Below are 25,082 nucleotides of genomic sequence, written 5' to 3'. Positions count from 1 at the left end.
TCTTGCGGAGCACAGGGGAAAAGGCCTAAAACGACAGCACGGGGCGGGCATGGAAAATCCGGTCGGTGGCCCCATCTGGGTAACAGACGTTCAGGAGGCTCCCGCCCCATGTTCTCCAAAGATCTCGAATACTCCATCGGCCAGTGTTACAAGCGCGCTCGCGAGGCGCGCGACGAATACATGACGGTCGAACATCTGTTGCTCGCGCTGCTCGATAATCCTTCCGCAGAAGCCGTCCTCAAAGCCGTCGGCGCCGACTTCAACCGCCTGCGCAGCGATCTCGAACAGGCCATCGCCAGTTCGGTCTCGCGCCTGGCCGACGACGACGCCCGCGACACGCAACCCACGCTCGGCTTCCAGCGCGTGCTGCAACGCGCCGTGTACCACGTGCAGTCTTCCGGCAAGAAGGAAGTCACCGGCGCCAACGTGCTGGTGGCGATCTTCGGCGAGAAGGATTCGCACGCGGTCTACTACCTCAACCAGCAGGATGTGAACCGGCTGGACGTCGTCAACTATCTCTCGCACGGCATCGCCAAGACCGGTGGCGAGGAACCGCGCGAAAGCGAGGAATCCGGGCAGAAATCCGAAGGCGGCGAGAGCGAAGGCAAGGGCGACGCCCTGGCCGAGTACGCCAGCAATCTCAATGCGATGGCGTTGGATGGCAAGATCGATCCGCTGGTCGGCCGCGCCGAGGAAATCGAGCGCACGATCCAGGTGCTTTGCCGCCGCCGCAAGAACAATCCGCTCTACGTGGGCGAGGCCGGCGTCGGCAAGACCGCGCTCGCCGAGGGCCTGGCCAAGCGCATCGTCGACGGCGAGGTGCCGGACGTATTGATGGACGCCACCATCTACTCGCTGGACCTCGGCGCCCTGGTCGCCGGCACCAAGTACCGTGGCGACTTCGAAAAGCGCCTGAAAGCCGTACTGTCCGCGCTGAAGAAGATTCCGGGCGCGGTGCTGTTCATCGATGAAATCCACACCATCATCGGCGCCGGTTCCGCCAGCGGCGGCACCATGGACGCCAGCAACCTGATCAAGCCGGCCCTGGCCTCGGGCGAGCTGCGCTGCATCGGCTCGACCACGTTCCAGGAATACCGCGGCATCTTCGAGAAGGATCGCGCGCTGGCCCGCCGCTTCCAGAAGATCGACATCGTCGAGCCGACGGTGGGCGAGACCATCGAGATCCTGCAAGGCCTGAAGTCGAAGTACGAGGCGCACCATGGCGTCACCTACGCCGACGACGCCATCAAGGCGGCCGTCGACCTGTCGGTGAAGCACATCGGCGACCGCCTGCTGCCCGACAAGGCCATCGACGTGATCGACGAGGCGGGTGCGCGTCAAAGGCTGCTGCCGGAAGGCGTGCGCAAGAGTCTGATCGATGTCGAGGAAGTCGAGACGATCGTGGCGAAGATGGCGCGCATTCCCGCCAAGCAGGTCAGCGCCTCCGACAAGGACGTGCTCGAGCACCTGGAACGCAATCTGAAGATGGTGATCTTCGGCCAGGATCCGGCGATCGAAACGCTGACCTCGGCGATCAAGCTCGCCCGCTCGGGCCTGGGCAATCCCGACAAGCCGATCGGCAACTTCCTGTTCGCCGGCCCCACCGGCGTCGGCAAGACGGAGGTGACCAAGCAGCTTGCGCTGCAACTCGGCATCGAGCTGGTGCGCTTCGACATGAGCGAGTACATGGAGCCGCATTCGGTCAGCCGCCTGATCGGCGCGCCTCCGGGCTACGTCGGCTTCGACCAGGGCGGCCTGCTCACCGAGAAGATCGTCAAGACGCCGCACTGCGTGCTGCTGCTCGACGAGGTGGAGAAGGCGCATCCGGACATCTTCAACATCCTGTTGCAGGTGATGGACCGCGGCATCCTCACCGACACCAACGGACGCGAGGCGAACTTCCGCAACGTGATCCTGGTGATGACCACCAACGCGGGCGCCGCGCAGGCGGCACGCCGTTCGATCGGCTTCACCCGCCAGGACCACAGCACCGATGCGATGGAAGTGATCCGCAAGGGCTTCTCGCCGGAATTCCGCAATCGCCTCGATGCGATCGTGCAGTTCCAGGCGCTGGGCATGGAGCACATCCTGCGCGTGGTCGACAAGTTCCTGATCGAACTGGAAGCCCAACTGCACGAAAAGAACGTCACGCTCTCGGCCACGCCGGCCGCGCGCGATTGGATGGCCCAGCACGGCTTCGATCCGCTGATGGGCGCGCGTCCGATGGCACGGTTGATCCAGGACAAGATCAAGCGCCCGCTCGCCGACGAACTGCTGTTCGGCAAGCTGGTGCAGGGCGGCCGCGTCGGCGTCGACGTCAAGGACGGCGAGATCGTGCTCGACGTGCAGGCCGAACCGGAAAAGCTGCTGCCGGTTTCCGTTTAAGCATCCGGGCAGCGCAGGATCGCCGGGACGGGAGTCCCGGCATCCGTGTTCGCCCTCGTGAACCCGCCGTAAGGGCGGGCATGCCAGTTCCCGGCCCAAAGGCCTATCTCCCTGGCTCCGACAATCGCCTCTTGGCCCGGCACGCGCCGGAGCCCCATGACGCCGCCCTCACGTCAATGTGATCTATGGCATCATATTTTTGTGACTTGAATCACTCTCACGTACCCGTTATCCGGCCGGGCGCGAGGGGCACCGCTTAGGGGCGCCGGAGGAGCAGGGAGGGGATGTGAGCAGAATCAGGAATTCCTGCCGGCCGGCGGCCGGTGGCTTGCTTTGGCTGTGCCTGGCCGCCACGCCCGCATGGGCGGCGCAATCGCTCGAGTTGATCAGCAATGCCACGACGCCGACCAACAGCGGTCCCGCCGGGTCCGGCCCATCGACGGCGCCGCAGGCCGTCACGATCCGCAACAACACCGACAATCCGACCGGGAACAGCTTCATCGCCACCAATCCCGCGCTCACGGTCACTTACTCGCTCGGCGATCAGCAGTACACGCTCAATACGGTGACCGAATCGCCGACCGGCGTGGCCGTCAATTTCGGCGCGGACGCGAACAACTTCGCTCCTTTGCTGACGAGTACCGGTCTTTATTCGCCGATGTCCGCCGTCGGTTCCCCGGCCAACGCCAACTTCACCTCCACCGGAGGCGCCGCCGCGGGTACCGGCATCACGGTCGGCACCAACGCGGGCGCGCAGTTGTTTACGTCGACCCGCGCCTTCGCCAACGCCAATCTCCCGACGGGCACGCGCTTCTACATGGCCACCCTCACGCTGAGCTTCAGCCAGCCCGTCACCAACCCCGTGCTGCACTTCTCGGGCCTGGGCGGTTTTGCGCGCGATACGTCGACCAGCGAGACCATCAACTTCTCGCAGGAATTCGAAGTCGTCACCAGCGGCGTCAGCTTGACCCGGCTGTCCGGCAACACGCCGTTCGCGGTGGGTGCCGGCACCGTCAACGGTCTCAGCTATGGCGCCAACTGGATCTATTCCACGGTCAGCGCGCCCAGCGTCTCCTGCACGCTCAACCAGGCCGCGTGCGGATCGGTGCGGATCAATGGTTCCGGTCTGAGCACGGTGAGCATCAAGGTCTACATGCGCAGCAACACCAGCTCGTCGCGATGGCAGCCGGTGGCGGTCGCCAACAACGGCGATGCCGTGATCGTCAGTGTCTCCCTGGATGCACCGACCATCACCGTCAACAAGGCGCTCGCCGCCAGCGGACGTCTGCAGGCCACCGATCAATTCACGACGCAGATCAAGAATGCCGGCGGCACGGTCATCAACAGCGCCGCCAACAGCACCACTGCCGGTACCGGCGCCACGGTCACGCCGGGCACCGGCACCACCGGAGCGACCACGGTCGCGGCCGGCGCGACCTACACGCTGACCGAAGCCGCCGCCGGCACAACGAACCTGAGCAGCTATGCCACCAGTATCGCCTGCACCAATGCCAATACCGGTTCGACGACGGTCCTGCCTTCAGGGGCGGGGCAGAGTTTCACCATCACGCCGCAGAGCCTGACCGACAACATCACCTGCACCCTGACCAATACGCCCGGCGGAACGATCGTCATCGTCAAGGACGCCGTCCCCAACGACGCGCAGGATTTCAGCTTCACCACTTCCGGCACCGGCCTCAGTGCGTTCAGTCTGGACGATGATAGCGATGCCACGCTGTCCAACACCCGCACCTTCGTCGGCGTCGCGCCGGGCAGCTACACCGTCACCGAGGCGACGGCCGCCGGCTGGTCGCTCACGGGCCTGGTCTGCAACGATCCCAACGGCGGCAACAGCAGCGGCAACGCCGCCACCCGCGTCGCCAGCATCAATGTATCGGCGGGGGAAACGGTCACCTGTACCTTCACCAATACCGTCACCACCAGCAATCTCAGCATCACCAAGACCAACACGCCCTCGGCGGGCGCGAGCGATCAGCCCGGCGATACGGTCGGGAAGGGCAGCCTCCAGTCCTACAGCATCGTCGTCAGCAACAGCGGGCCGGGCGATGCCAGCGGCAGCGTCCTGAGCGACCCGCTGACCAGCAGCCTCGACTGCGTCGACGTGCAATGCGCCGTGGTGAGCGGCGGCGCCACCTGTCCCACGGTCAGCGTGTCCTCGCTGCAATCCGGTGTCGCATTGGCGGCGTTGCCCGCCAACAGCTCGTTGAGATTCACCTTGTCGTGCTCGGTGAAATAGCGACGACCGAGCCAGGCACGCGCCCATGAAAAAACCGGCGGCCTCATGGCCGCCGGTTTCGTTTGTCGCAGAGGATCGCGAACGATCCGTTTTACGGAGCGAAGCTGCCGCCACCGGAGCACAGGCCGGTCCCGATCAGGCCATTGTTCCAGTCGTCCAGGGTATTGGCGAGCTGGATGAGTTCCTGACGCAGCGGATCGGTCTTCGGCAGCGCGGCGATCTGCTGCGGGGTGTAGGCGGACAGGATTTCGTCGGCGCGGGTCAGCGCGGCGGCGGTATCGCCAGTGGGATCGGCGCCATTGGCGTAGTTGGCCTGGGCGGCCACCAGCTGATGGGCGAGGATCCAGTAGGCGTTGCCGCGCGGCGACACCAGCAGGACCTGGCCATAGGTCAGACCGGAGCTGTAGAAGGCCTGATCGCGCAGGGACAGCCAGATGTCGGTAGTGAAATCACCGGCGTTCTGGGCACGGTTCTGCCAATAACCCTGGGTGAAGCGGCAATCGGATTCAGCTGCTTGGGCGTGGGTCGGAACGGCAACAGCGGCGACGGCCAGCGCCAGACTCAAGGCAGCGAGACGGAAAGACATGCTTGATTCCCCTGTAAATGTGATGGTCGGAACTGCGGGTGCACCTCAGTGCGGTGCGCATCATATTTGTGATTTATATCACATTCAATATTGTCAAACTTCACATTATGAAGCCTATTCAGCTTCGCCGGCTTCTGGCCGCTCGGGATGTCCGGGAGGGGAGCGATCATCAAGCCGGGCTGCTCCGACCCGGGCAGGCACAAAAAAACGCCGACGGGACCCGTCGGCGTCTTCGTGTCTGATCGTGGATGCAGCCCGCCAATCACCTTCGATCGTCCGGCCCGGTCCGTCGCCGCAGCCCAGCGATCCCGGGCCCTTCAGGCCGGTCTCTCGGTACGCATCACGGATTCGTCGCCGTAAGCCGCGGACGCAGTGGCCGCGCCATGCGGCGGCAACCAAGCAGGGCATCCGACAAGCGCAGGGATGCCTGGGCGAACGATCGTCCCGGCGCGATTGCCTTCGTTGCCCGGTCTTATCGCCGGCGACGCAGGCGCTCGTAGGACTGCTGCTCGATCTGTTCGATCTTCATCACGTCGCAGCTGCCGCGCTTGGTCGTGACGTGACTGGTCTTCGGGCAAAGACGGCCGTTGTCCGCCGAAACTTCCACCTGGGTGGCCAGGGTCAAGGCATCGCAGCCGTTGCCGCGGAAGCCGAGTTTGTAATACGCATCGTTATCCTTGACGAGCGCGTACTGCGTGCCGAACGCCGACACGGTGCGCGCATCGCTGATATCCACGCAACCATCGCCGGACGCCGCGAACGCGGTACCCGCGCACGCGAACAACGAACCGGCCAGGATCATCTTGTTGAGCAATGACATGAGGGCAATCTCGGTGGTCGAGCTCGGATTGAGCTCGCGAGCAAAGTAGCGATTCGCCGCGTGCGCAAAATCTGCAGGAAGTCGTCATGACCTTCGCCACCGATGACTTCCGGCCTAGATTCACCACCGGATTCTTGGCGACCAAAGAAAAAAGGCGGCCCGAGGCCGCCTTTTTCCGTGCATGTGTCGCGCTATCAATTCAGGTGAATCATTTCATGCGATAAGTGATCCGCCCCTTGGTCAGATCGTAGGGCGTCATTTCCACCTTGACCTTGTCGCCGGTCAGGATACGGATGTAGTTCTTGCGCATGCGCCCGGAAATATGGGCGATGATCTCGTGGCCGTTTTCCAGCTTCACCCGGAACATGGTGTTCGGGAGCGTTTCGGAAACCGTGCCTTCAAATTCGATGACGTCGTCTTTCGCCATACATCCTGTGCAATCGTGTGATGCCCGGCGCGGAGCGCCGAAAGAGCGCGACATTCTGCCACGGGACGGCTCTATGAGCAAAATTTCGTTATTCGGGCGACCGCACTCGAGAGTCAGCATCAAGCCAGATCGGAAACGGGCAGGGCGCCGAAACGCGCCGTCCAGCCTCCGGGAGACGCTGGAATCGACACCAACTCGTGGACGCGCGCGAGGAAATCGCTGCGCGGCCAGGATTCCGCTCCCAGGCTGAAAAGATGGGAACTACCGACCTGGGCGTCGATCAGCGGCCATCCCCAGGCCGCCAAGCGCCGCGCCAGGCCCGCCAGGGCCAGCTTGGAGCCGCCGCTTTCGCCCGAGTACATGCTCTCGCCGAAGAACATCCGGCCGACCGCCACGCCGTAGAGGCCTCCGACCAGCCTCACGCCATCGAAGACTTCGATGCTGTGCGCATGGCCGAGACGGTGCAGTTCGGCGTAGGCCGCCAGCATCTCGTCGGTGATCCAGGTGCCGTCCTGCCCGCGCCTGGGCATGGAGGCGCAGGCGCGGATCACCGCCTCGAACGCGGTATCGGCCCGGATCACCCATGATGACATCCGAGATGCATGGCGCAGATCGCGCCGGAAGCGCGACGACAGCCGCACGCTATCGGTCCGGAACAGTGTGCGCGGATCGGGTGACCACCACAGGATCGGCTGCCCGGCCGAGAACCACGGGAAGATGCCGTTCGCATAGGCGTTGAGCAACCGCGGCGGCGAGAGGTCGCCGCCGAAGGCGAGCAGGCCATCCGGGCGGCGCAATGCGGTTTCGGCGTCCGGAAACGGCGCCTGCGGATCATCACCGAGTTTGGGAAGGTGATAGCTCATGCGCGAACGGACTCCGCGTCATTCATGCTTATTCGCGGCGGAACGGTGTATGCGTCTCGAGCATCCTCGCATAACGCCGCAGTGCAACCGTTTCGTCACGACACCACTGCTCGAGGGCGGCGGAGAACGCCGGATCGGCGATCCAGTGACGGCTGCGCACGAAGGTCGGCAGGAAGCCACGCGCGATCTTGTGCTCACCCTGCGCGCCGGGTTCGAACACGCGCAGGCCTTCGCGCAGGCAGTATTCGATGCCCTGGTAGTAGCAGGTCTCGAAATGCAGGCCCGGGATCTGGCGGGTGGCGCCCCAGTAGCGGCCGTAAAGCGTGTCGCCGCCGCGCAGGCACAGCGCGCCGGCGATCGTTTCGCCGTCCTGGTCGGCCAGCATCAGCACCAGATTGCGCAGCATCGATGTCGCGAGATGGCGGATGAAATCGAGCGTCAGCGCCGGCGAGTTGCCGTACTCGGCGAAAGTCTGCAGATAGAAATCATGGATCGCTTCGAGGTCCGCTTCGCTCGCTTCGTCGCCGTGCAGCACCCGGAACGTGACGCCGGCGCGCATGACCTTGGCGCGCTCCTGGCGGATGTTCTTGCGATGCTTGTGATCCATCGCGGCGAGGAATTCGTCGAAGTCTCGCCAGCCCGCTTCATTGCGCCAGTGGTATTGCACGTCTGTACGCGACAGCCATGCATCGTCGGACATTCCGTCGAACGCGGTGTCCTCGCTCTCGCGATGGAAATTGACGTGCGCCGACGACAGACCCTTGCGTTCGACGAGGCCGCGCATCGCCGCGAGCAATTGCCGTCGACCAGCATCGTCGCGCGCCAGCAGGCGTGGCCCGGTGACGGGCGAGTAGGGCACCGCGCACAACCATTTCGGGAAGTACTCGCGGCCGTGACGCGCGTAGGCGTGCGCCCAGGCGTGGTCGAAAACGAACTCGCCGTGGGAATTGTCCTTGAGGTATCCCGGCGCGACGGCGATCAGCTCGCCGTCTCGCCATAACGTCAGATGATGTGGCGTCCAACCCCAGTCGGCGCGCAGACAGCCATGGCGTTCGAGACCTTCCAGGAATGCATGCGCGACGAACGGATTGGTGCCGTCGTGCAGGGCATCCCAATCCCGCCCCGGGATCTCGGCAAGTGATTGGATGATGCGGACGTTCGTCATCCGCGACGGCTCATGATTCCGTGACGCCGCTCAGGCATCCTTGTCCAGGAACTTCTCGGCATCCAGCGCCGCCATGCAGCCGAAGCCGGCGGAAGTGATTGCCTGGCGATACACCTGATCGGCGACGTCGCCGGCGGCGAACACGCCAGGCACCGAAGTCTCGGTGGCGCCGCCGCCCAAGCCGGAGCGGATTTCCAAATAGCCGTTGTTCATCGCCAACTGCCCTTCGAACAACGTGGTGTTCGGCGTATGGCCGATGGCGACGAAGAATCCGTGCACGTCGATCTCGCGCGTGCTCTCGTCCTGCACCGACTTCAGACGCAACCCCGTGACGCCGGCCTCGTTGCCGAGCACCTCGTCGACGACGTGGTGCCAGACCGGCACGATCTTGCCGGCCTGGATCTTGGCCTGCAGCTTGTCCTGCATGATCTTTTCCGCGCGCAGGGTGTCGCGGCGATGCACCAGGTAAACCTTGCGGGCGATGTTGGACAGATACAGCGCTTCCTCGACCGCGGTGTTGCCGCCGCCGACCACGGCCACGTCCTGGTCCTTGTAGAAGAAGCCGTCGCAGGTGGCGCAGGCGGAGACGCCGCGTCCCTTGAACTTCTCCTCCGATTCCAGGCCGAGGTATTTGGCGGTGGCACCGGTGGCGATGATGATCGCGTCGGCGGTGTAGTCGCCGTTGTCGCCCTTCAGACGGAACGGGCGCTGCGACAAGTCGGCGGTATGAATGTGATCGAAGACCACTTCGGTGTCGAAGCGTTCGGCGTGCGCCTGCATGCGCGCCATCAGGGCCGGGCCCTGCAGGTCGTGCGCGTCGCCGGGCCAGTTGTCGACCTCGGTGGTCGTCATCAGCTGGCCGCCCATCTGCAGGCCGGTCACGACCACCGGTTTCAGGTTGGCGCGGGCCGCGTAGACGGCAGCGGTCCAGCCGGCGGGGCCGGAACCGAGGATCAGCAGGCGGCAGTGCTTCGAGGTGGTCATGTATACTCGCGGAGTGAAATTTCAGTGTCTCGGGTCGTATAGCTTGGCGGCGCGGAAGCGCCAACTCAAGGCGGCGATCACCCACAACGCTGAAACGATTAGTTCGCCACAACGCAAGCCACGCCCGAACCCGCGCCCTCCCGTGCGGGTTTTTGCCGTCTTGACCTGATGCGGCGATTGCCTTTCAAACCAAACAGCTAGAGAGCACAGCACATGCGTATCGGCGTACCCAAGGAAACCAAGACTCTCGAAGGCCGCGTGGCATTGGTGCCGGCGGCGGCGGGCGATCTCGTCAAGCGTGGACACGAGGTCTGGCTGGAGAAGGATGCCGGCATCAAATCCGGGTTCAAGGACGAGCAGTACACGCGCCTGGGCGTGAAGATCGCGCCGGACGCGGCGGCGCTGTACGAAAAGGGCGAGCTGATCGTCAAGGTGAAGGAGCCGATCGAGGGCGACCTCGCGCTCCTGCGCAAGGATCATCTGCTGTTCTGCTATCTGCATCTGGCACCGCTGCCGGCGCTGACCAAGCGCCTGCTCGATATCGGCCTGACCGGCATCGCCTTCGAGACCGTCGAGCTCGACAACGGCGACCTGCCGTTGCTGGCGCCGATGTCGGTGATCGCCGGCAAGATCGGCGTGCAGGTCGGCACGCACCTGCTGCACCAGCCCATGGGCGGCAAGGGCAAGCTGCTCGGCGGCCTGCCGTCGACCGAGCGCGGCAAGGTGGTGGTGTTCGGCGCGGGACAGGCCGGCGGCAACTCCGCGGCGCTGGCCGCGTCCGGCGGCTCCAACGTGGTCGTGTTCGAGAAGCGCCAGGACCGCATGGACGAGATGATGCGCTTGGGCAACAACGTCACCGCGCTGTATCCCTACGACGAAGTCGTGGCCCGCGAAGTGGCCTCGGCCGACCTCGTGATCGGCGCCGTGCTGGTGACCGGCGCGGTGGCGCCGCACGTGGTCAGCCGCGAGATGCTCAAGGGCATGGAGGACGGCAGCGTGGTCGTCGATATCTCCATCGATCAGGGCGGCTGCTTCGAGACCTCGCGTCCGACCACCTGGAAGGAGCCGACCTACGTGGAGGAGGGCGTCACCCACTTCGCGGTCACCAACATGCCGGGTGCCGTGCCGCAGACCTCCTCGCAAGCGATCTGCGCGGCGATCCTGCCGTGGGTGAACAAGCTCGCCTCCGGCAGCTGGCGCGACAATGCGGCGCTGACGCGCGGCATCAACGTCGAAGGCGGCAAGCTGGTGCACCCGGCCTTGCAGGGCATGAAGCTGTAAAGTCTTCTCTCTTGCTTCTCTTCGGGGAAGGCGCCCACCGGGGCGGATGAGGGCGGGAAACGATCTGTCATGGGAGGCTCCCAGGCAGGCAGTTCTCCCGACCTCGCCCGGTGGCTCGCGACGCTCGGCCGCTTGAAGCGGCTCCGATCTCCGAGGGGAAGAAGAGAAAGCGGTCACAAACCGAAATAATCGCGTAGAATCATCGCATTGCAGAGATTTCCTAAGGTATAACCGCACGGTGGCATCCCGTCCGCTCCCGGAACGCAGCAAACGTCCACGCGCTTCCGCGTCTCAGGGCGCCGCGGCCGCATCCAATGGTCGCGGCATGCCTGATGGTGGCAATCCGCAACGCCAGCGTCTGTGGCGCGACATCGCGCTGATCCTGATCGCGCCGCTGCTGCTATACCTGCTGGCCAGCCTGTTCACGTATTCGCCGAACGATCCGGGCTGGTCCTCCAGCACCGGCAGTGTCACCACGCCGTTGCACAACCTCGGCGGCCGCGTCGGCGCCTGGCTGGCCGACGTGCTGCTGTACCTGACCGGCTACGTCGCCTTCCTGCTGCCGATCATGCTCGGCGCGATCGCCTGGATCGCCCTGTTCGGCATGGATAAGGACGGGGACGGCAATCCCGATCTCGGCCCGGCGCTGCGTTTGATGGGCATCGTCGGCTTTCTGGTGTCCGCCACCGGCCTGCTGTATCTGCGCTTTGGCAACGTCGAGCATTTCTCGGCGGGTGCCGGCGGCATCCTTGGCCGATTGGTCGGCAATTCGCTGTATCGCGGCTTCGGCCCGATCGGCGGCAATCTCTTTCTACTGGCACTGCTGCTGGTGTCGGTGACGCTGGCCACCGGCCTGTCCTGGTTCGCGGTGATGGACCGCATCGGCCAGTTCGTGCTCAAGCTGCCGGCGCTGTTCCGCCGCAGCACTCAGCAGGCGGCGGAATGGCAGGAAGCGCGCGCCCATCGCGAGGAACGCGAGGAAACCCGCAAGATCGAGACCGAACTGCGCGCCAAGCGCGCCCCGGTCAAGATCGAACCGCCGGCGCCGGCGCAGGTGGAGAAGAGCGACCGCGCCAAGCGCGAGCAGCAGATCCCGCTGTTCAACGTCGGTGACGGCTCCGGCATCCCGCCGCTGGCGCTGCTCGACGATCCCAAGCCGCAGCCCAAGGGCTACGACGAGGACACGCTGGAAACGCTGTCGCGGCAGATCGAATTCAAGCTCAAGGATTTCCGCATCGACGCGCAGGTGGTCGGCGCCTATCCGGGCCCGGTGATCACGCGCTTCGAGATCGAGCCGGCGCCGGGCGTGAAGGTCAGCCAGATCAGCTCGCTCGACAAGGACATCGCGCGCGGCCTGTCGGTGAAATCGGTGCGCGTGGTCGACGTGATTCCCGGCAAATCGGTGATCGGCCTGGAAACACCGAACTCGCATCGCGAGATGATCTATCTCAGCGAGTTGCTGCGCTCGAAGGAATACGACAAGTCCGGCAGCCCGCTCACTCTCGCGCTCGGCAAGGACATCGCCGGCCGCCCGACCGTGGCCGATCTCGCGCGCATGCCGCACTTGCTGGTGGCCGGCACCACCGGCTCCGGCAAGTCCGTGGCCGTGAACGCCATGGTGCTGAGCCTGCTGTACAAGGCCGGTCCGCAGGACGTGCGCATGCTGATGATCGACCCGAAGATGCTGGAACTCAGCGTCTACCAGGGCATCCCGCATCTGCTGGCGCCGGTGGTCACCGACATGAAGGAGGCCGCCAACGGCCTGCGCTGGTGCGTGGCGGAGATGGAGCGCCGCTACAAACTCATGTCGACGGTCGGCGTGCGCAACCTGGCCGGCTTCAACAAGAAGGTGAAGGACGCGCAGGACAGCGGCCAGCCGATGATGGACCCGCTGTTCAAACCGAACCCGGAACTGGGCGAGGCGCCGCGTCCGCTGGAAACACTGCCGTTCATCGTCGTCATCATCGACGAATTCGCCGACATGATGATGATCGTCGGCAAGAAGGTGGAAGAGCTGATCGCACGCCTCGCACAGAAGGCACGTGCGGCCGGCATCCATCTCGTCCTGGCCACGCAGCGCCCGTCGGTGGACGTGATCACCGGCCTGATCAAGGCGAACATTCCCACGCGCGTCGCCTTCCAGGTGTCGAGCAAGATCGACTCGCGCACGATCCTCGACCAATCCGGCGCCGAGACACTGCTCGGCCACGGCGACATGCTCTATCTGCCGCCGGGCACCGCGCTGCCCGAGCGCGTGCACGGCGCCTTCGTCAGCGACGAGGAAGTGCATCGCGTCGTCGATCATCTGAGACAGAGCAGCAGCGGCCCCGACTACATCGAAGGCGTGCTCGACGAAGTGCAGACCATGGGCGACGGCACCGTGGTCGGCGCCACCGGCCTGCCGGAAGCCGGCGGCGGAGCAGGGGACGAGAGCGATCCGTTGTACGACGAAGCGGTGAAGATCGTCACCGAAACGCGGCGCGCCTCGATCTCCGGCGTGCAGCGACGTCTGAAGATCGGTTACAACCGTGCCGCGCGTCTGGTCGAAGCCATGGAAGCGGCCGGTGTAGTCTCTCCGCCCGAGCACAACGGCGACCGCACGGTACTGGCACCACCGCCGCCGAAGTAGTTCGCGCCACCCGCTGCATCTTCATTCAAGGACCGAGTCTCATGAAACAACATCTTCTGCCGATCGTCTGCGCGATCGGTTGCTTCCTCGCACCCATCGGTTCCGCCTTCGCCCAGAACGGGGCCGCCCAGGGAGGAACCACTCAGAAACAGCAGGTCGAGGCCGTGATCGAAGCCTTCCGCACCTCGATCATCGAGAAGGACAAGGCCAAGTTCACGGCTCTGCTGTTTTCCGAGGACATTCCCTGGACTTCCGTGGTCAGCGAGGAAACGCTTGCCCGGACGCGCAAGAAAAAACCCGAGGCCAAGCGCGTGTATCCCAGCGTTGGCAAGGGGCCGATCGAATTCATCGATTCGATCGTGGCCGAGAAGGAACCGCAGGAAGAGAAGTTCGAGAACGTCCGCATCGAGACCGACGGCAGCATCGCCTCTGTCTGGTTCGACTACAGCTACCACGACGGCGCGAAGAAGACGAACTGGGGTAAGGAAGCCTGGCAACTGGTGCGCACCGACGATGGCTGGAAGATCAATTCCGTGATCTGGTCGATGACCTACTGAGGATCATCCGGTCACGGTGGCCACGCTGCGATCATTGGGCCACCGCCTGGCACCGCCGGTTCTCCGGCGGCTCGCCGCGATCCCGGACAAGCCCGAGTTCAGCTTCCCCTTCGCACACTTTCCCCGACATCAAGCCGACCGCCTTCCATGCCCGCCTTCCGCACCGTTCTCGCGCTCGTTTCCCTGCTTTTCGCCGCCAGCGCAAGCGCCGGCGCGCGCGACAGCCTGGCCACCTTCACCAAGGACCTGAAAGGCCTGGACGGCCAGTTCTCGCAACAGGTCTTCGACGCCAACGGCAAGCGCAAGGAATCCTCCAGCGGCCGCGTCGCCTTGTCGGCGCCGCGCCTGTTCCGCTGGGAATACGCCAAACCCTACGAACAGCTGATCGTGGCCGACGGCAAGAAGGTCTGGGTCTACGACCCGGATCTGTCGCAGGTGACCGTGCGTCCGCAGGGCGCGGAAGAGCAGAACAGTCCCTTGGCCGCCCTGATCGAGCCGGGCAAGCTGGAGCGCGACTTCGACGTCTCCGAACTCGCGGGCACCGACGGCGGCCTGCAATGGCTGACGCTGACGCCGAAGCGTGATCAGGAAGCGAGCTTCCAGATCGCGCGCCTGGGCTTCGGCGAGGGTGGGCTGGCGAAGCTGGAGGTGACGGATTCGCTGGGACAGCGCACCGAGATCGCGTTCAGCGGCTGGAAGAAGAATCCGGCCTTCGCGAAGGGCACTTTCACCTACACGCCGGGCAAGGGTGTGGACGTCGTCGGCGAGAACTAGGCATCAAAATGCCGTCATCCCAGCGAAAGCTGGGATGACGACTGCGTAAATATTTGCGTCCCTCATCCGCATGTCTGCACCTCGATGCTGACATGCGCCAACGACTCGACTCCCTCCAGCCGCGCACGGTAATCCGCCAGCGGCTGCGGATGGTGCGTGACCAGCGATACGATCGCGGCGAAACTCCCGGGACCGACACGCCACAGGTGCAAATCGGCGATGCGGTGATCGTCGAATTCCAGACGCTTCCGGATTGCATCCTCCATCCCGGCAGGTGCCGAGGCATCGAGCAGAACCGCTGACGTATCGCGCAGCAGCCCGTAGGACCAGCGCAGGATCACCAGCGCGCCGATCACGCCCATCAGCGCATCCATCCACACCCAGCCCAGCGTGCGCCCCAGCAACAGCGCCACCACGGCCAGCACCGAGGTCAGCGCATCGGCCAGCACATGGAAATAGGCCGAGCGCAGGTTGTGGTCGGCATGCGAATGCGCATGACCGGCATGCTCGTGATGATGATGATCGTCGTGATCATGGCCGTGGTGGTGATCATGGTGGTCATGCTCGTGCCCATGCGCATGCCCGTGATGGTGATGATGATCGCCGGACAGCAACCACGCGCTGACCAGATTGACCACCAGCCCCAGGATCGCCACCACGATGGCCTGATCGAAGGCGATCGTCACAGGGTTCATCAGGCGCAGCACCGATTCGATGCCGATGCCGAGCGCGATCACCGCCAGGATCAGCGCGCTGGAGAATCCCGCCAGATCACCGATCTTGCCGGTCCCGAACGAAAACCGGCGATCGTCGCGATGCGCCCGCGCGTACCAGTAGGCGAAGCCGGCGATCGCGAGCGCACCCGCATGCGTGGCCATGTGAAAACCGTCGGCCAGCAAGGCCATCGATCCGGTCCACCAGCCGGCCAGGATCTCGAACACCATCATGCCGGCGGTCAGCGCCACCACGTACCAGGTGCGGCGTGCGTTGCGCTCGTGGCGATCGCCCAGGTAATCGTGGCGATGCGTGAATTCGTGCAGGGCGTCTAGATGGCTCATGGGAGGCTCCGCGGCGGGGGAGGGCTCGAGTGTAGCGGGGCTCATCGGCCCCGAAGGACACAACGGATAGAATAGTCCCGTGGCCAGGCGCACGCCCTCGCAATCCGATGAAAACGATCTGCTGACGGTCGATCGCGACGCCCTGCGCCCGCTCGCCGAACGCATGCGCCCGCGCACGCTCGACGACATGGTGGGGCAGCGCCGCCTGCTCGCGCCCGGCACCGCCTTGCGCAAATCGATCGAGTCCGGGCACGTACACTCGATGGTGCTGTGGGGGCCGCCCGGCTGCGGCAAGACTACGCTGGCACTGCTGTTGGCGAAATACGCCGACGCCCATTTCCACGCCATCTCCGCGGTGCTATCCGGATTGCCGGACGTGCGGCAGGTGCTGGCCGAGGCCGCGCATCGTTTCGCCGAGGGCCGGCGCACCGTGCTGTTCGTCGACGAGGTGCACCGCTTCAACAAGACGCAGCAGGATGCCTTCCTGCCGCATATCGAGCGCGGCACCATCCTGTTCGTCGGCGCGACCACCGAGAATCCATCGTTCGAACTGAACTCGGCGCTGCTGTCGCGCTGCCGCGTCCACGTCATGGAAGCGGTGGCGGCCGAAGACATCGCGGTGGCACTGCGCCATGCGCTCGAGGACAAGGAGCGCGGCCTCGGCGATCGCAACCTCGCCATCGGCGAAGACCAGCTGAAGCTGATCGCCACCGCCGCCGACGGCGATGTCCGTCGCGGCCTGACGCTGCTTGAAATCGCCGCCGAGCTTGCGGGCGAGAGCGGCACGATCACCGATACGATCCTCGAACAGGTGCTCGCCGATCGCACGCGCCGCTTCGACAAGGGCGGCGAACAGTTCTACGACCAGATCTCCGCGCTGCACAAATCGGTGCGCAGCTCCAATCCGGACGCCGCGCTGTACTGGTTCACACGCATGCTCGACGGCGGCTGCGATCCCAGCTATCTGGCGCGGCGGATGACGCGCATGGCGGTGGAGGATGTGGGGCTGGCCGATCCGCGTGCCCTGGCGATGGCGATCGAAGCCTGGGAGACCTATGACCGGCTGGGCAGTCCCGAAGGCGATCTGGCGTTGGCGCAATTGGTGATCTATCTCGCCAGCACGGCGAAATCCAATGCCGCTTACGTCGCCTTCAACACGGCCAAGCACGACGTCTCCGAATACGGCACGCAGGAAGTGCCCATGCACCTGCGCAATGCGCCGACCAAGCTGATGAAGTCGCTCGGCTATTCGAAGGGCTATCAGTACGACCATGACGCCGAGGGCGGTATCGCGCTCGACCAGACCGGTTTTCCCGATGCGATGGGTGAGCGCGTGTACTACGAGCCGATGGCGCGCGGCATGGAGATCAAGCTGAAAGAGAAGCTGGATGCACTGCGGCAGGCGCGTGCGCAAGCAAGACAACCGGCGAAGAAATCGTAACCACTCCAGAAAATCTTTGGCCCGTCATTCCCGCACCGAAATGCGCCGTCAGCGCGCTGAGGTGGGAATGACGAATACAAACGCGCCCCGGTTCAAACCGGGGCGCGTTGTTTTCTCGAAAGAACAGTTCCTTATTCCGACGGAGCGCTAACTTACGGCGTGCTCCTGATGATCGGCCCATCCTGCCTCGGCAGCGGCAGCTTGAACCCGCCGAACACTTGCACGCCGCTGTTTCCGCCCAGCACCCACAGACGCCCGAAATCATCGACGCGCATGCGCTGCGGTGCCTGGTGTCCGATCGTCGTGGTCTTGCGCAGCGTCGGATTGGCGGGATTGGAGACATCCAGCTCATGCAACCCGTTGACGTCGGCGAACCAGGCGCGATTGCCATGATGGACAACCTTGTTGTAATCGGCCGAGGCGCCTGAACTGTAGCTGCCGATCAACGCTGGCGATGCCGGCTTGGCGATGTTAATGATCTGCATGCCGCTTTCGCAGGCCAGATAGAGCCGCGATGCGGCGCCGTCGACGCTCAAGTCGAAAGCCGAGCCGCAGCCCTTGTCGAAACGGGTCAACAGGACCGGTTGCGCCGGATTCTTCAGATCGTAAACGCGCAGGCCGCCTGCGTCCTCCACGCCGAACTCCTGGCCTTCCGCGAGATAGAGATAGCGCCCGTCGACCTTCATCCGATAAGGCTGCGAGGACAGGCCGTCCACCCATACCAGCTGCGGCTCTTCCGGGTTGCTGATGTCGGCAACGCCGAGCATGCCGCCATTGGTCCACTTGGCCAGATAGGCGTAGTTGCCTTTCACATCGAGGACGGACGCGAAGGGGAAGTCCAGGCGGCCAGACTCGCGCGGAATCTTCGGGTCGGACAGATCGAACGTGATCAGGCCATACCCCCAGGCTACGAGATAGGCACGGTTGCCAGCCAGGGCGATCTGCTCGAAGCTGCGCGCCTGCAGGTACGCCGGCAGCTTGGCCTCCAGGCGAATGAAGGGCGTCAGCGTCAACGGATCGCTCACCGTCATGCCGTAGTTCGGCTGCAACAGCAGGGGGAAGCCGCGCCAGAACACGACATCGCGCGCGGCCACGCCGCCCGGCAGCCAGGACGTGGCGGTGCGGCGCGGCTTTTCCGGCACGCTCACATCGAGCGATTGCACCAGGTCGGTATCGGTCTGCAGCAAGGCGGTGTTGCCGAGCTTGACCGCGTATCGTCCACCCAGCGTGGAGATGTCGAGATGCCCCGCGGCACGCGGCGCGTCGACGTTGCCGATGTTCCACACATCCAGGCCGTCGCTGTAGCCGAAGCTGTAGTAGTGCGAGCCCACGCGGAACCCGTGCGTGGCCGGCCGGATGTCGAGATAACCGCGCCGCACCATCTGCTGCGGATTGCTGAGATCGAACAGGCTGAGCTGGTTGCCGACGCCGATCGCGAAGCCTTTCTCGGGCGTCAGGCTGAAACTGTCCAGCCCATCCACCTGATGATCGGCCATCTTGTACGGCGCGGTCGGATTGCTCACGTCGTAGAGGTCGAGCACCGTGCTCCCCAGCCAGCTGCGACCGGTGGCGTAGATGACATTGCCGTAGGCGGTGAGTTTGTTGTACTGCAGCGGCACCCCGATCTCGGTCTGCGCGAAGGCCGGCTTGCGCGGATTGGACAGATCGCCGACGAAGAGGCCGTAATTATTGTCGAACAGGTACAGATGCCCGTTGGCGACGACCAGGCCGAGTGCGTACTTGTCTTCGCCTTGCAGGTAATCCAGGTTGCCGTCGATCAGGACGGGGTTGCCCGGCTTGGCGAGCGAATACACGGCGACGCCGCTGGTGCCGTCGTAGCCGCGCCAGGTGGCATAGAGATAGTTGCCCTGGCGCACCAGGGAATTGATCACGCCCTCGGCCGGCGCCGTGGTGCCGGTGCGCAGGGGACGATTGGCACGGCGGTAGTCCCAGGTCGCCAGGACGCGGCCGGTGGGGAAGTACACGTAGCTTCCATCGACGATAGGTTCGGCCTCCACCGCGCCGCCGCGGATCAGAGAGAGCTCCAACGGACGGCTGCTGGTGGAGGCCGGTGCGGCGGCGGTCGCTCCGGCGGACAAGGTGGACAACAGGGCGGCGGCCAATAGCTTCTTGATCATGTTTCTCGCTCTCCCGGGTGTGTTCTCTCGAACGGCGTGCTCTCGAACGGTATGTTCTCGAATCCGGAAACGTTGCGTCGGCGCGGCGCCGGAATCATTCCAAGCGTTTGACGATCGTTTGATAACGCCATGTCAGCGGCCGTTTTATTGCGCTCCGTCACGTTCGTCCGGCGGCCGTGGCGAGCGCGGGTCCAGCTCCGCGGCGATGCGGCGCTCGCCGGCCAGGCGCATGGCGCGGTCGAACGCGACCTGCCATTGCGCGCGATTGCCCATCGCGCGCTGCAGGCGCAGCTGCAGCACGGCCAGGTCGAAGTCATGTTCGGCCCACGGCGCGACGCGGCCGATCAGCGTGGCGGCCTCGTCCTGCCGGCCTTGCCGCAGCAGCCAGAGGGCGTAAGGCTTCACGACCGCCGCGATCTCGTCCGGAACCCCGCGACGATCGGCCAGGGCCAGCGCGGCCTGATAGCCGTCGCCAGCGGCCTTGTCTCCGCGCGACTGCTGTTCCAGCGCGGCGAGCAGATGGGCTGGCAGCGATTGGTCCGAACCCTGCGCGATGCCGGGCACGATCCCGGAGGTCGTTTGCAGATCCGCTTCCAGCGCCGCCTGTTCCCGGTGCAATTGCATCCATTCGTGCAGCCGGTCGTTGCGCTGCCGGGGCCAGTCGCGCAGCCGCGCGTCGGCCAGCGACACGGCCTGCCGGAACTGTCCCGCCTGCATGGCCAGTTCGACGCGCAGGTAATCCAGGCGGCCGTAGTCGGCGGCCGAGACATGACCGGCTTCGGGCATCGCCAGCAGTCGCGCGGCCTCGCGCAACTGGCCCGCGGCGATCAGCGTCTCGGCGCGGATCAGGATCAGATCGGCGCGCTGGATCGGATCGCGGATGCGGTCCAGCATCGTCCAGGCGCGTTCGCTTTCCACCAGCGCCGCATCCGGACGCAGCAGTTGCAGGTGCGCGGTGATCAGCATCCTGCGCAGCGTCGCCAGTTCGCTGACCGCGCCCATCGATTTGAAATCCTCGACCGCCTTGCGCAGATAGGGCAGGGCCTGCGCGGGGCGTTCGCGGTCGACCTCGAGGATGCCGAGATTGGCATCCACCCGCGCCACCGCCAGCGTGTCGCCGGCATTGGTCATCTGCATGCGGGCGCCGCCATAGTCGGCGAGCGCGCGATCGAAGCGCCCTTGCGTGGAATGCACCACCGCGCGGCCGCTCAGCGCCACGCCCAGTTCCGACGGATGCTTGCCGTCGCTGACCAACGCCACGGCTTCGTCGTAATTGCGCTCGGCCTCGTCGTAGCGTTCCAGACGGATCAGCATGGCGCCGCGCGCGTTCAACACCCGCGTCTTGAAGACCGGATCGCGCCGCACCTCGTCGGTGGCCAGCAGGCCGTCGAGGGTGTCCAGACCACGCTTGTATTCGCCGGCGCGAAAATCCACCCGCGCCAGTTGATAGCGGAGCTGAGGCTGGGCGCGCTGCAGTTCCGGCGCTTCGATCAGGATGCGGCGCGCGGTTTCGATCTCGTTGGCGAGCATCGCCGCGCGCGCGCGTTGCAGGCGTTCGGCCAGGTCCGGCTGCCTGTCGTCGCGTTCCGTTAGCCGGCCGCCGAGCACGGCCAGCAAGCGATCGGTGGCAAGCCGCGCGGCACCGAGCAGGTCTGCCTGACGCGCTTCGCCGCGCTGCTCCACGCCGGCGGCGTCGATGGCCACCAACGTCACATGCCAGTCCGAGGCTGCGCGTTCGGCGCGGCTGCTGACGATCCAGTCCGCGCGCGAAGCGCGTCGCAGCAGTTGCGGATCGTCGGCGCCTTGCTCGCGCAGTACACCGAGCACCGCTTCGCTGGGCATGACGCGCAATCCGGCGCGATGCAGGCGGTCGCCGATGAAGTCCATCAAGCCCAGGCGCGCCCAGCTGGCGGTGTCGCGGTCGTCGACGTCGCTGGGCAGCACCATCAGGATTCGACTGGAAGACATTTGAGCCGCGATATCGGCGGCTGGCTGCGCAGGGTGCGACAGCCACAAGCGTTGAGCACCCCATACCGCCAGCGCCAGCACGACCACCGTCGCGGCGACCGCCCATCCCCAACGCCGGGGACGATGCGCGGCAGGCTCGGAGGAGGGCATGAACGCGATTTCTTCTTCCGTCACATCCGATGGCCGCGGTACCGGATCAGGAGCAACGACTTCCACAACCTCATCAGGCGCCGATGGAATGTCTCCAGCTCCAGTCACCTCGACCACGGTCTCTTCCATCCAGCGGAAGCCATACCGGGGCACGGTGCGGATCGAGCGCTGCTCATGGCCGTCGTCGCCGACCGCGCGCCGCGCGCGCACCACGATCTGCGCGAGCTGCGCGTCGGACACATCGGCGCGACCGAACACGGCCTGCACCAGTTCGTCGCGACTGACGGCACGGTCGCGGTGTTCGATCAGGAAACTCAGGCATTCGAAGACGCGCGCCGGCAGCGGAACCGGTTGGTCCGCGCGGTACAGCTCGCGTTTGCCGAGGTCGAGCGAATGATCGCCGAAGCGATAGCGGAGAATCGTCATGGAAGCGGGGGAAGGTCTTCCGTTGTCGGAAGCCCGCGCACAGGGTCGCGGGCTTGCCGGAGGGATACCCGCAATGATGTCGCATCGGCGACCGGAATGACGAGTCACCACATGCCGGCGATCGAGCCCGACGCGCACGAAGACCGATCGCGGCATAATCTGACGGCTCAAATCCGATCACGGGAGATGGCATCCTCCCTGAACCGCTGGCGCCGACATCCAGCTGATGATGCCTACCGGACCTTGCACGAGGGCGGTAGGCGCACGCCCTTCAAACAACTTCAAGAATGAGGGCTAGTCATGTGTTTTTATTCGATTTTTGAGGTCGAACAATGAATCCGGCCATCTGGTGGGGGCAATTGGGACTGGTGATGGCCGGCGGCGCGCTCGGCGCGGCGGGACGGTTCTGGATCGGCGGCTGGCTGTTGCGGCAACTGGGCAACGGCTTCCCCTGGGGCACCTTCGCGGTCAACCTCATCGGTTCGTTCGCGGTCGGTTACATCGCCGTGCTGCTCGAAGGGCGGGGACCATCGGCGCTTTACCTGCGTGCGTTCCTCATCGTCGGCGTGCTCGGCGGGCTCACCACCTTCTCGGCGCTGATGCTCGAATGCCTGCTCTTCGCACGCTCGCAGCGCAGCGAACTGATGCTGGTGTATCTCGCCGCATCCATCGTGCTGGGTCTCGTGCTCGTCTGGGCGGGTTCACGCGCGGCGGCGGTGATGCATCCGATCGGCTGATCGCGGCTCGAGTCGCTTTCGACTCGAACAGCATCGCGTGACACGGGTCACGCCGACCTAACGCGAACACAACATCGCGGCATGTCGAATGGCACTGCCTCATGACATGACCATAGCGCAGTCTGGCTCAACCTCGGCAGATGCCGTCCATCATCGGAGGTTGTGCATGTCTTCGCGTCGAGATTTCATTTCGAGCAGTGCCTTGTCGATCGCCGCCGTCGCTCTGATGCCGCTGGCCGCCTGCAGCCAGGACACCACATCCGCGAGTATTACCGGCACAGCCGCAAAACCGGCGCCGAAGCCTTTCTCGGGTACCTTGCTCAAGCGTGCGATTCCTTCCAGCGGCGAGCAGATCCCCGTCATCGGCATGGGCACGTCCGGTTCCTTCGAAGTCGGTGACGATGCCGCCAGCCGCGATCCGCTGCGCGAGGTGCTGAAGCGTTTCGTCGCCGCGGGCGCGACCGTCATCGACACCGCGCCGACCTACGGCACCGCCGAACCCGTGCTCGGCGCGCTCATCGCAGAAGCCGGCGTGCGCGACAAATTGTTCCTGGCGACCAAGCTGTCCGGCGTCACCGGCCATAACGAAGGTCTGAAGCAATTCAACCAATCGTTGAACGATCTGAAGACGGACAAGGTCGAACTGCTGCAAGTCCACAACCTGGGCGACACGGAAACACAACTGGCGCTGGCGCGCGAGCTGAAACAGCAGGGCAAGACCAAGTACGTCGGCCTGACTCATTACGTCGAAAGCGCCCAGGACGAACTCGCCGACCTGATGCAGAAGCTCAAGCCGGACTTCGTGCAGATCAACTATTCACCGATCGCGCGTGGCGCCGAAAAGCGCATCTTCCCGCTGGCGCAGGATCTCGGCATCGCGGTCATGATCAATCGCGCTTTCGCGGATGGAAAACTCTTCGCTCAGGTGAAGGGCAAACCGGTGCCGGACTGGGCCAAGGAGGTCGGCGCCGATTCATGGGCGCAGCTGTTCCTGAAGTATGCAATCAGCCCGCCAGCGGTGACAGTGGTGATTCCCGCCACGTCCAAACCCGACAACCAGACCGACAATCTGAAAGGCGGCGTCGGCGCACTGCTCGACGACAAGCAGCGCGCCACCCTTGTCGCGGCACTGAGCTGAGACAGGGCAGGGCACATGCTGCGACGCTGGTTCACGCGCCTGTTCGATCTGCGGGAGGAGGAATCTGGCGCGGTCTTCGCCGGATTCACGCTGTTCTTCCTGCTGTTCGCCGGTTATTTCATGCTGCGGCCGGTGCGCGAGACGATGGGCATCACCGGCGGCGTGGACAACCTGCAATGGTTGTTCACCGGCACCTTCATCGCGACGCTGGCGGCGATGCCGTTGTTCGGCTGGATCGCGTCGCGCGTGCAGCGGCGGCGCATCCTGTACTGGGTGTTCGGGTTCTTCGCCGTCAATCTGACCGGGTTCGCGTTCGGCTTCATGCTCTCGCCCGACAACGTCTGGCTGGCGCGCACGTTCTACATCTGGATCTCGGTGTTCAACCTGATCGCGATCTCGGTGGCGTGGAGCGTGCTCGTCGATCTGTTCGCGATCGCGCAGGCCAAGCGCCTGTTCGGCATCATGGCGGGCGGCGCGAGTCTGGGCGGACTGGTCGGCCCGACACTCGGCGTGGCGCTGGTGGATGTCATCGGCCATGCCGGTTTGCTGCTGCTGTCGGCGTTGTTCCTGATCGCGGCCGCTGGTGCCGCGCGTGCCGTGCAGCGCTGGCGCGATGCACGGCCGCTGTCGGCGGAAGAAATTCTGCAGCGGCAACGCCCGCTGGGCGGCAGTCCGCTGGCCGGTGCCACCGAGGTGCTGAAATCCCCCTACATGATCGGCATCTCCGTATTCGTGCTGTTGTTGGCGAGCGTCAGCACCTTCCTGTATTTCGAGCAGGCGCGGCTGGTGGAACTCAACTTCCCCGACAAGCATGCGCAGACGAAGGTATTCGGCACGATCGACATCATCGTGCAGGCGCTGTCGATCCTGTCGCAGCTGTTCCTGACCGGACGGCTGGCGCAGCGCCTCGGCATCGGCGTGCTGCTGGTGGCGGTGCCGGTGGTGACCGTGTTCGGCTTCCTCTGGCTGGCGTTCGCGCCGACCTTCGCCGTGCTGGCGATCGTGATGGTGGTGCGACGCGCGGGCGAGTACGCCTTCATCCGACCTGGGCGCGAAATGCTGTGGACCGTGGTGGAACCGGAAGCCAAGTACAAGGCGAAGAATTTCGTCGACAGCGTGGTCTATCGCGGCGCGGATGCGCTCAGCAGCTGGCTGAAGGCCGGTGTCGATGCCTTGGCGCAGCAGCCGGCGATCGCCGCGGTGCTAGGCGCCGTGATCGCGTTGTTGTGGGCGTTCAATGGCGGCGCGCTGGCGCGTGCCCATCGCCGCATCGCGGGTGGCTGAGTCGCGTGCAGTCG

General features: G+C 64.9%; 19 protein-coding genes and 1 riboswitch. Of the genes, 10 read left to right on the top strand and 9 right to left on the bottom strand.

Features of this window, described 5'->3' with window-relative positions:
- Nucleotides 1-108 precede the first annotated feature (108 nt).
- Nucleotides 109-2,385, top strand: a complete 2,277-nt coding sequence (gene clpA / locus LG367_RS06005) for an ATP-dependent Clp protease ATP-binding subunit ClpA (RefSeq protein WP_226468315.1) — start codon at nucleotides 109-111, stop codon at nucleotides 2,383-2,385.
- Between the two features lie 286 nt (nucleotides 2,386-2,671).
- Nucleotides 2,672-4,642, top strand: coding sequence for a prealbumin-like fold domain-containing protein (locus LG367_RS06000; protein WP_226468314.1), 1,971 nt, complete (start codon nucleotides 2,672-2,674; stop codon nucleotides 4,640-4,642).
- 91 nt (nucleotides 4,643-4,733) lie between these two features.
- Here LG367_RS06000 and LG367_RS05995 read toward each other — a convergent pair whose 3' ends face one another.
- The 6 genes from LG367_RS05995 to trxB all read right to left on the bottom strand — a co-directional run bounded on the left by LG367_RS05995 (nucleotide 4,734) and on the right by trxB (nucleotide 9,487).
- Entirely contained in the window at nucleotides 4,734-5,228 is a 495-nt protein-coding gene (locus LG367_RS05995; RefSeq protein ID WP_226468313.1) for a hypothetical protein, read from the bottom strand.
- 472 nt (nucleotides 5,229-5,700) lie between these two features.
- On the bottom strand, nucleotides 5,701-6,048 hold the full coding sequence (locus tag LG367_RS05990; protein WP_226468312.1) for a hypothetical protein: 348 nt from the start codon (nucleotides 6,046-6,048) through the stop codon (nucleotides 5,701-5,703).
- A 208-nt stretch (nucleotides 6,049-6,256) separates the two neighbouring features.
- On the bottom strand, nucleotides 6,257-6,475 hold the full coding sequence (gene infA, locus LG367_RS05985) for a translation initiation factor IF-1 (RefSeq protein ID WP_117202246.1): 219 nt from the start codon (nucleotides 6,473-6,475) through the stop codon (nucleotides 6,257-6,259).
- 119 nt (nucleotides 6,476-6,594) lie between these two features.
- The gene (aat, locus tag LG367_RS05980) at nucleotides 6,595-7,338 is read right to left on the bottom strand and encodes a leucyl/phenylalanyl-tRNA--protein transferase (protein ID WP_226468311.1); all 744 of its coding nucleotides are present in this window, start codon (nucleotides 7,336-7,338) and stop codon (nucleotides 6,595-6,597) included.
- A gap of 28 nt (nucleotides 7,339-7,366) precedes the next feature.
- On the bottom strand, nucleotides 7,367-8,503 hold the full coding sequence (locus LG367_RS05975) for a GNAT family N-acetyltransferase (protein ID WP_226468310.1): 1,137 nt from the start codon (nucleotides 8,501-8,503) through the stop codon (nucleotides 7,367-7,369).
- A 30-nt stretch (nucleotides 8,504-8,533) separates the two neighbouring features.
- On the bottom strand, nucleotides 8,534-9,487 hold the full coding sequence (trxB, locus tag LG367_RS05970; protein ID WP_226468309.1) for a thioredoxin-disulfide reductase: 954 nt from the start codon (nucleotides 9,485-9,487) through the stop codon (nucleotides 8,534-8,536).
- Between the two features lie 213 nt (nucleotides 9,488-9,700).
- Between trxB and LG367_RS05965 the strand changes: the two genes are divergently transcribed.
- The 4 genes from LG367_RS05965 to lolA all read left to right on the top strand — a co-directional run bounded on the left by LG367_RS05965 (nucleotide 9,701) and on the right by lolA (nucleotide 14,728).
- A complete protein-coding gene (locus LG367_RS05965) occupies nucleotides 9,701-10,768 on the top strand; it encodes an alanine dehydrogenase (protein WP_226468308.1) in 1,068 nt (355 codons plus the stop codon).
- A 325-nt stretch (nucleotides 10,769-11,093) separates the two neighbouring features.
- The gene (locus tag LG367_RS05960) at nucleotides 11,094-13,397 is read left to right on the top strand and encodes a DNA translocase FtsK (protein ID WP_226468307.1); all 2,304 of its coding nucleotides are present in this window, start codon (nucleotides 11,094-11,096) and stop codon (nucleotides 13,395-13,397) included.
- A 41-nt stretch (nucleotides 13,398-13,438) separates the two neighbouring features.
- The gene (locus LG367_RS05955) at nucleotides 13,439-13,954 is read left to right on the top strand and encodes a nuclear transport factor 2 family protein (protein ID WP_226468306.1); all 516 of its coding nucleotides are present in this window, start codon (nucleotides 13,439-13,441) and stop codon (nucleotides 13,952-13,954) included.
- 147 nt (nucleotides 13,955-14,101) lie between these two features.
- Nucleotides 14,102-14,728, top strand: coding sequence for an outer membrane lipoprotein periplasmic chaperone LolA (gene lolA, locus LG367_RS05950; protein ID WP_226468305.1), 627 nt, complete (start codon nucleotides 14,102-14,104; stop codon nucleotides 14,726-14,728).
- Between the two features lie 62 nt (nucleotides 14,729-14,790).
- Here the strand turns inward: lolA and dmeF are convergent, their stop codons facing one another.
- Complete coding sequence (gene dmeF, locus LG367_RS05945; protein ID WP_226468304.1) at nucleotides 14,791-15,786, bottom strand: CDF family Co(II)/Ni(II) efflux transporter DmeF; 996 nt, start codon at nucleotides 15,784-15,786, stop codon at nucleotides 14,791-14,793.
- Between the two features lie 79 nt (nucleotides 15,787-15,865).
- Here dmeF and LG367_RS05940 point away from each other — a divergent pair, with 79 nt between their 5' ends.
- Nucleotides 15,866-17,227 (top strand): replication-associated recombination protein A, encoded by a 1,362-nt coding sequence (locus LG367_RS05940; protein ID WP_319004005.1) that lies wholly within the window; start codon nucleotides 15,866-15,868, stop codon nucleotides 17,225-17,227.
- 152 nt (nucleotides 17,228-17,379) lie between these two features.
- Here the strand turns inward: LG367_RS05940 and LG367_RS05935 are convergent, their stop codons facing one another.
- Entirely contained in the window at nucleotides 17,380-19,365 is a 1,986-nt protein-coding gene (locus LG367_RS05935; RefSeq protein ID WP_226468303.1) for an LVIVD repeat-containing protein, read from the bottom strand.
- A 144-nt stretch (nucleotides 19,366-19,509) separates the two neighbouring features.
- Nucleotides 19,510-21,909 carry a tetratricopeptide repeat protein gene (locus LG367_RS05930; protein WP_226468302.1) on the bottom strand — a complete coding sequence of 800 codons (2,400 nt, stop codon included), beginning with the start codon at nucleotides 21,907-21,909 and terminating at the stop codon, nucleotides 19,510-19,512.
- 173 nt (nucleotides 21,910-22,082) lie between these two features.
- A riboswitch (Fluoride riboswitch) is annotated at nucleotides 22,083-22,152 on the top strand.
- 89 nt (nucleotides 22,153-22,241) lie between these two features.
- Between LG367_RS05930 and crcB the strand changes: the two genes are divergently transcribed.
- The 3 genes from crcB to LG367_RS05915 all read left to right on the top strand — a co-directional run bounded on the left by crcB (nucleotide 22,242) and on the right by LG367_RS05915 (nucleotide 25,068).
- Nucleotides 22,242-22,646: a fluoride efflux transporter CrcB gene (crcB, locus tag LG367_RS05925; protein ID WP_226468301.1), complete on the top strand. Its 405-nt coding sequence runs from the start codon at nucleotides 22,242-22,244 to the stop codon at nucleotides 22,644-22,646.
- A 166-nt stretch (nucleotides 22,647-22,812) separates the two neighbouring features.
- On the top strand, nucleotides 22,813-23,784 hold the full coding sequence (locus LG367_RS05920) for an aldo/keto reductase (protein ID WP_226468300.1): 972 nt from the start codon (nucleotides 22,813-22,815) through the stop codon (nucleotides 23,782-23,784).
- A 15-nt stretch (nucleotides 23,785-23,799) separates the two neighbouring features.
- Complete coding sequence (locus tag LG367_RS05915) at nucleotides 23,800-25,068, top strand: NTP/NDP exchange transporter (protein WP_226468299.1); 1,269 nt, start codon at nucleotides 23,800-23,802, stop codon at nucleotides 25,066-25,068.
- The last annotated feature ends 14 nt before the right edge of the window (nucleotides 25,069-25,082 follow it).

Source organism: Luteimonas panaciterrae (assembly GCF_020511115.1).
Lineage (GTDB): Bacteria > Pseudomonadota > Gammaproteobacteria > Xanthomonadales > Xanthomonadaceae > Luteimonas > Luteimonas panaciterrae.
Note: the sequence above shows the minus strand (reverse complement) of the source record. Positions and strands in the feature narration are given on the sequence as shown.

Excerpts from the sequence above, each read along its gene's own strand:
- clpA (WP_226468315.1), top strand. The coding sequence starts at position 109 with ATGTTCTCCAAAGATCTCGAATACTCCATCGGCCAGTGTTACAAGCGC.
- LG367_RS05995 (WP_226468313.1), bottom strand. The coding sequence starts at position 5,228 with ATGTCTTTCCGTCTCGCTGCCTTGAGTCTGGCGCTGGCCGTCGCCGCT.
- LG367_RS05990 (WP_226468312.1), bottom strand. The coding sequence starts at position 6,048 with ATGTCATTGCTCAACAAGATGATCCTGGCCGGTTCGTTGTTCGCGTGC.
- infA (WP_117202246.1), bottom strand. The coding sequence starts at position 6,475 with ATGGCGAAAGACGACGTCATCGAATTTGAAGGCACGGTTTCCGAAACG.
- aat (WP_226468311.1), bottom strand. The coding sequence starts at position 7,338 with ATGAGCTATCACCTTCCCAAACTCGGTGATGATCCGCAGGCGCCGTTT.
- LG367_RS05975 (WP_226468310.1), bottom strand. The coding sequence starts at position 8,503 with ATGACGAACGTCCGCATCATCCAATCACTTGCCGAGATCCCGGGGCGG.
- trxB (WP_226468309.1), bottom strand. The coding sequence starts at position 9,487 with ATGACCACCTCGAAGCACTGCCGCCTGCTGATCCTCGGTTCCGGCCCC.
- LG367_RS05965 (WP_226468308.1), top strand. The coding sequence starts at position 9,701 with ATGCGTATCGGCGTACCCAAGGAAACCAAGACTCTCGAAGGCCGCGTG.
- LG367_RS05960 (WP_226468307.1), top strand. The coding sequence starts at position 11,094 with ATGCCTGATGGTGGCAATCCGCAACGCCAGCGTCTGTGGCGCGACATC.
- LG367_RS05955 (WP_226468306.1), top strand. The coding sequence starts at position 13,439 with ATGAAACAACATCTTCTGCCGATCGTCTGCGCGATCGGTTGCTTCCTC.
- lolA (WP_226468305.1), top strand. The coding sequence starts at position 14,102 with ATGCCCGCCTTCCGCACCGTTCTCGCGCTCGTTTCCCTGCTTTTCGCC.
- dmeF (WP_226468304.1), bottom strand. The coding sequence starts at position 15,786 with ATGAGCCATCTAGACGCCCTGCACGAATTCACGCATCGCCACGATTAC.
- LG367_RS05935 (WP_226468303.1), bottom strand. The coding sequence starts at position 19,365 with ATGATCAAGAAGCTATTGGCCGCCGCCCTGTTGTCCACCTTGTCCGCC.
- LG367_RS05930 (WP_226468302.1), bottom strand. The coding sequence starts at position 21,909 with ATGACGATTCTCCGCTATCGCTTCGGCGATCATTCGCTCGACCTCGGC.
- crcB (WP_226468301.1), top strand. The coding sequence starts at position 22,242 with ATGAATCCGGCCATCTGGTGGGGGCAATTGGGACTGGTGATGGCCGGC.
- LG367_RS05920 (WP_226468300.1), top strand. The coding sequence starts at position 22,813 with ATGTCTTCGCGTCGAGATTTCATTTCGAGCAGTGCCTTGTCGATCGCC.
- LG367_RS05915 (WP_226468299.1), top strand. The coding sequence starts at position 23,800 with ATGCTGCGACGCTGGTTCACGCGCCTGTTCGATCTGCGGGAGGAGGAA.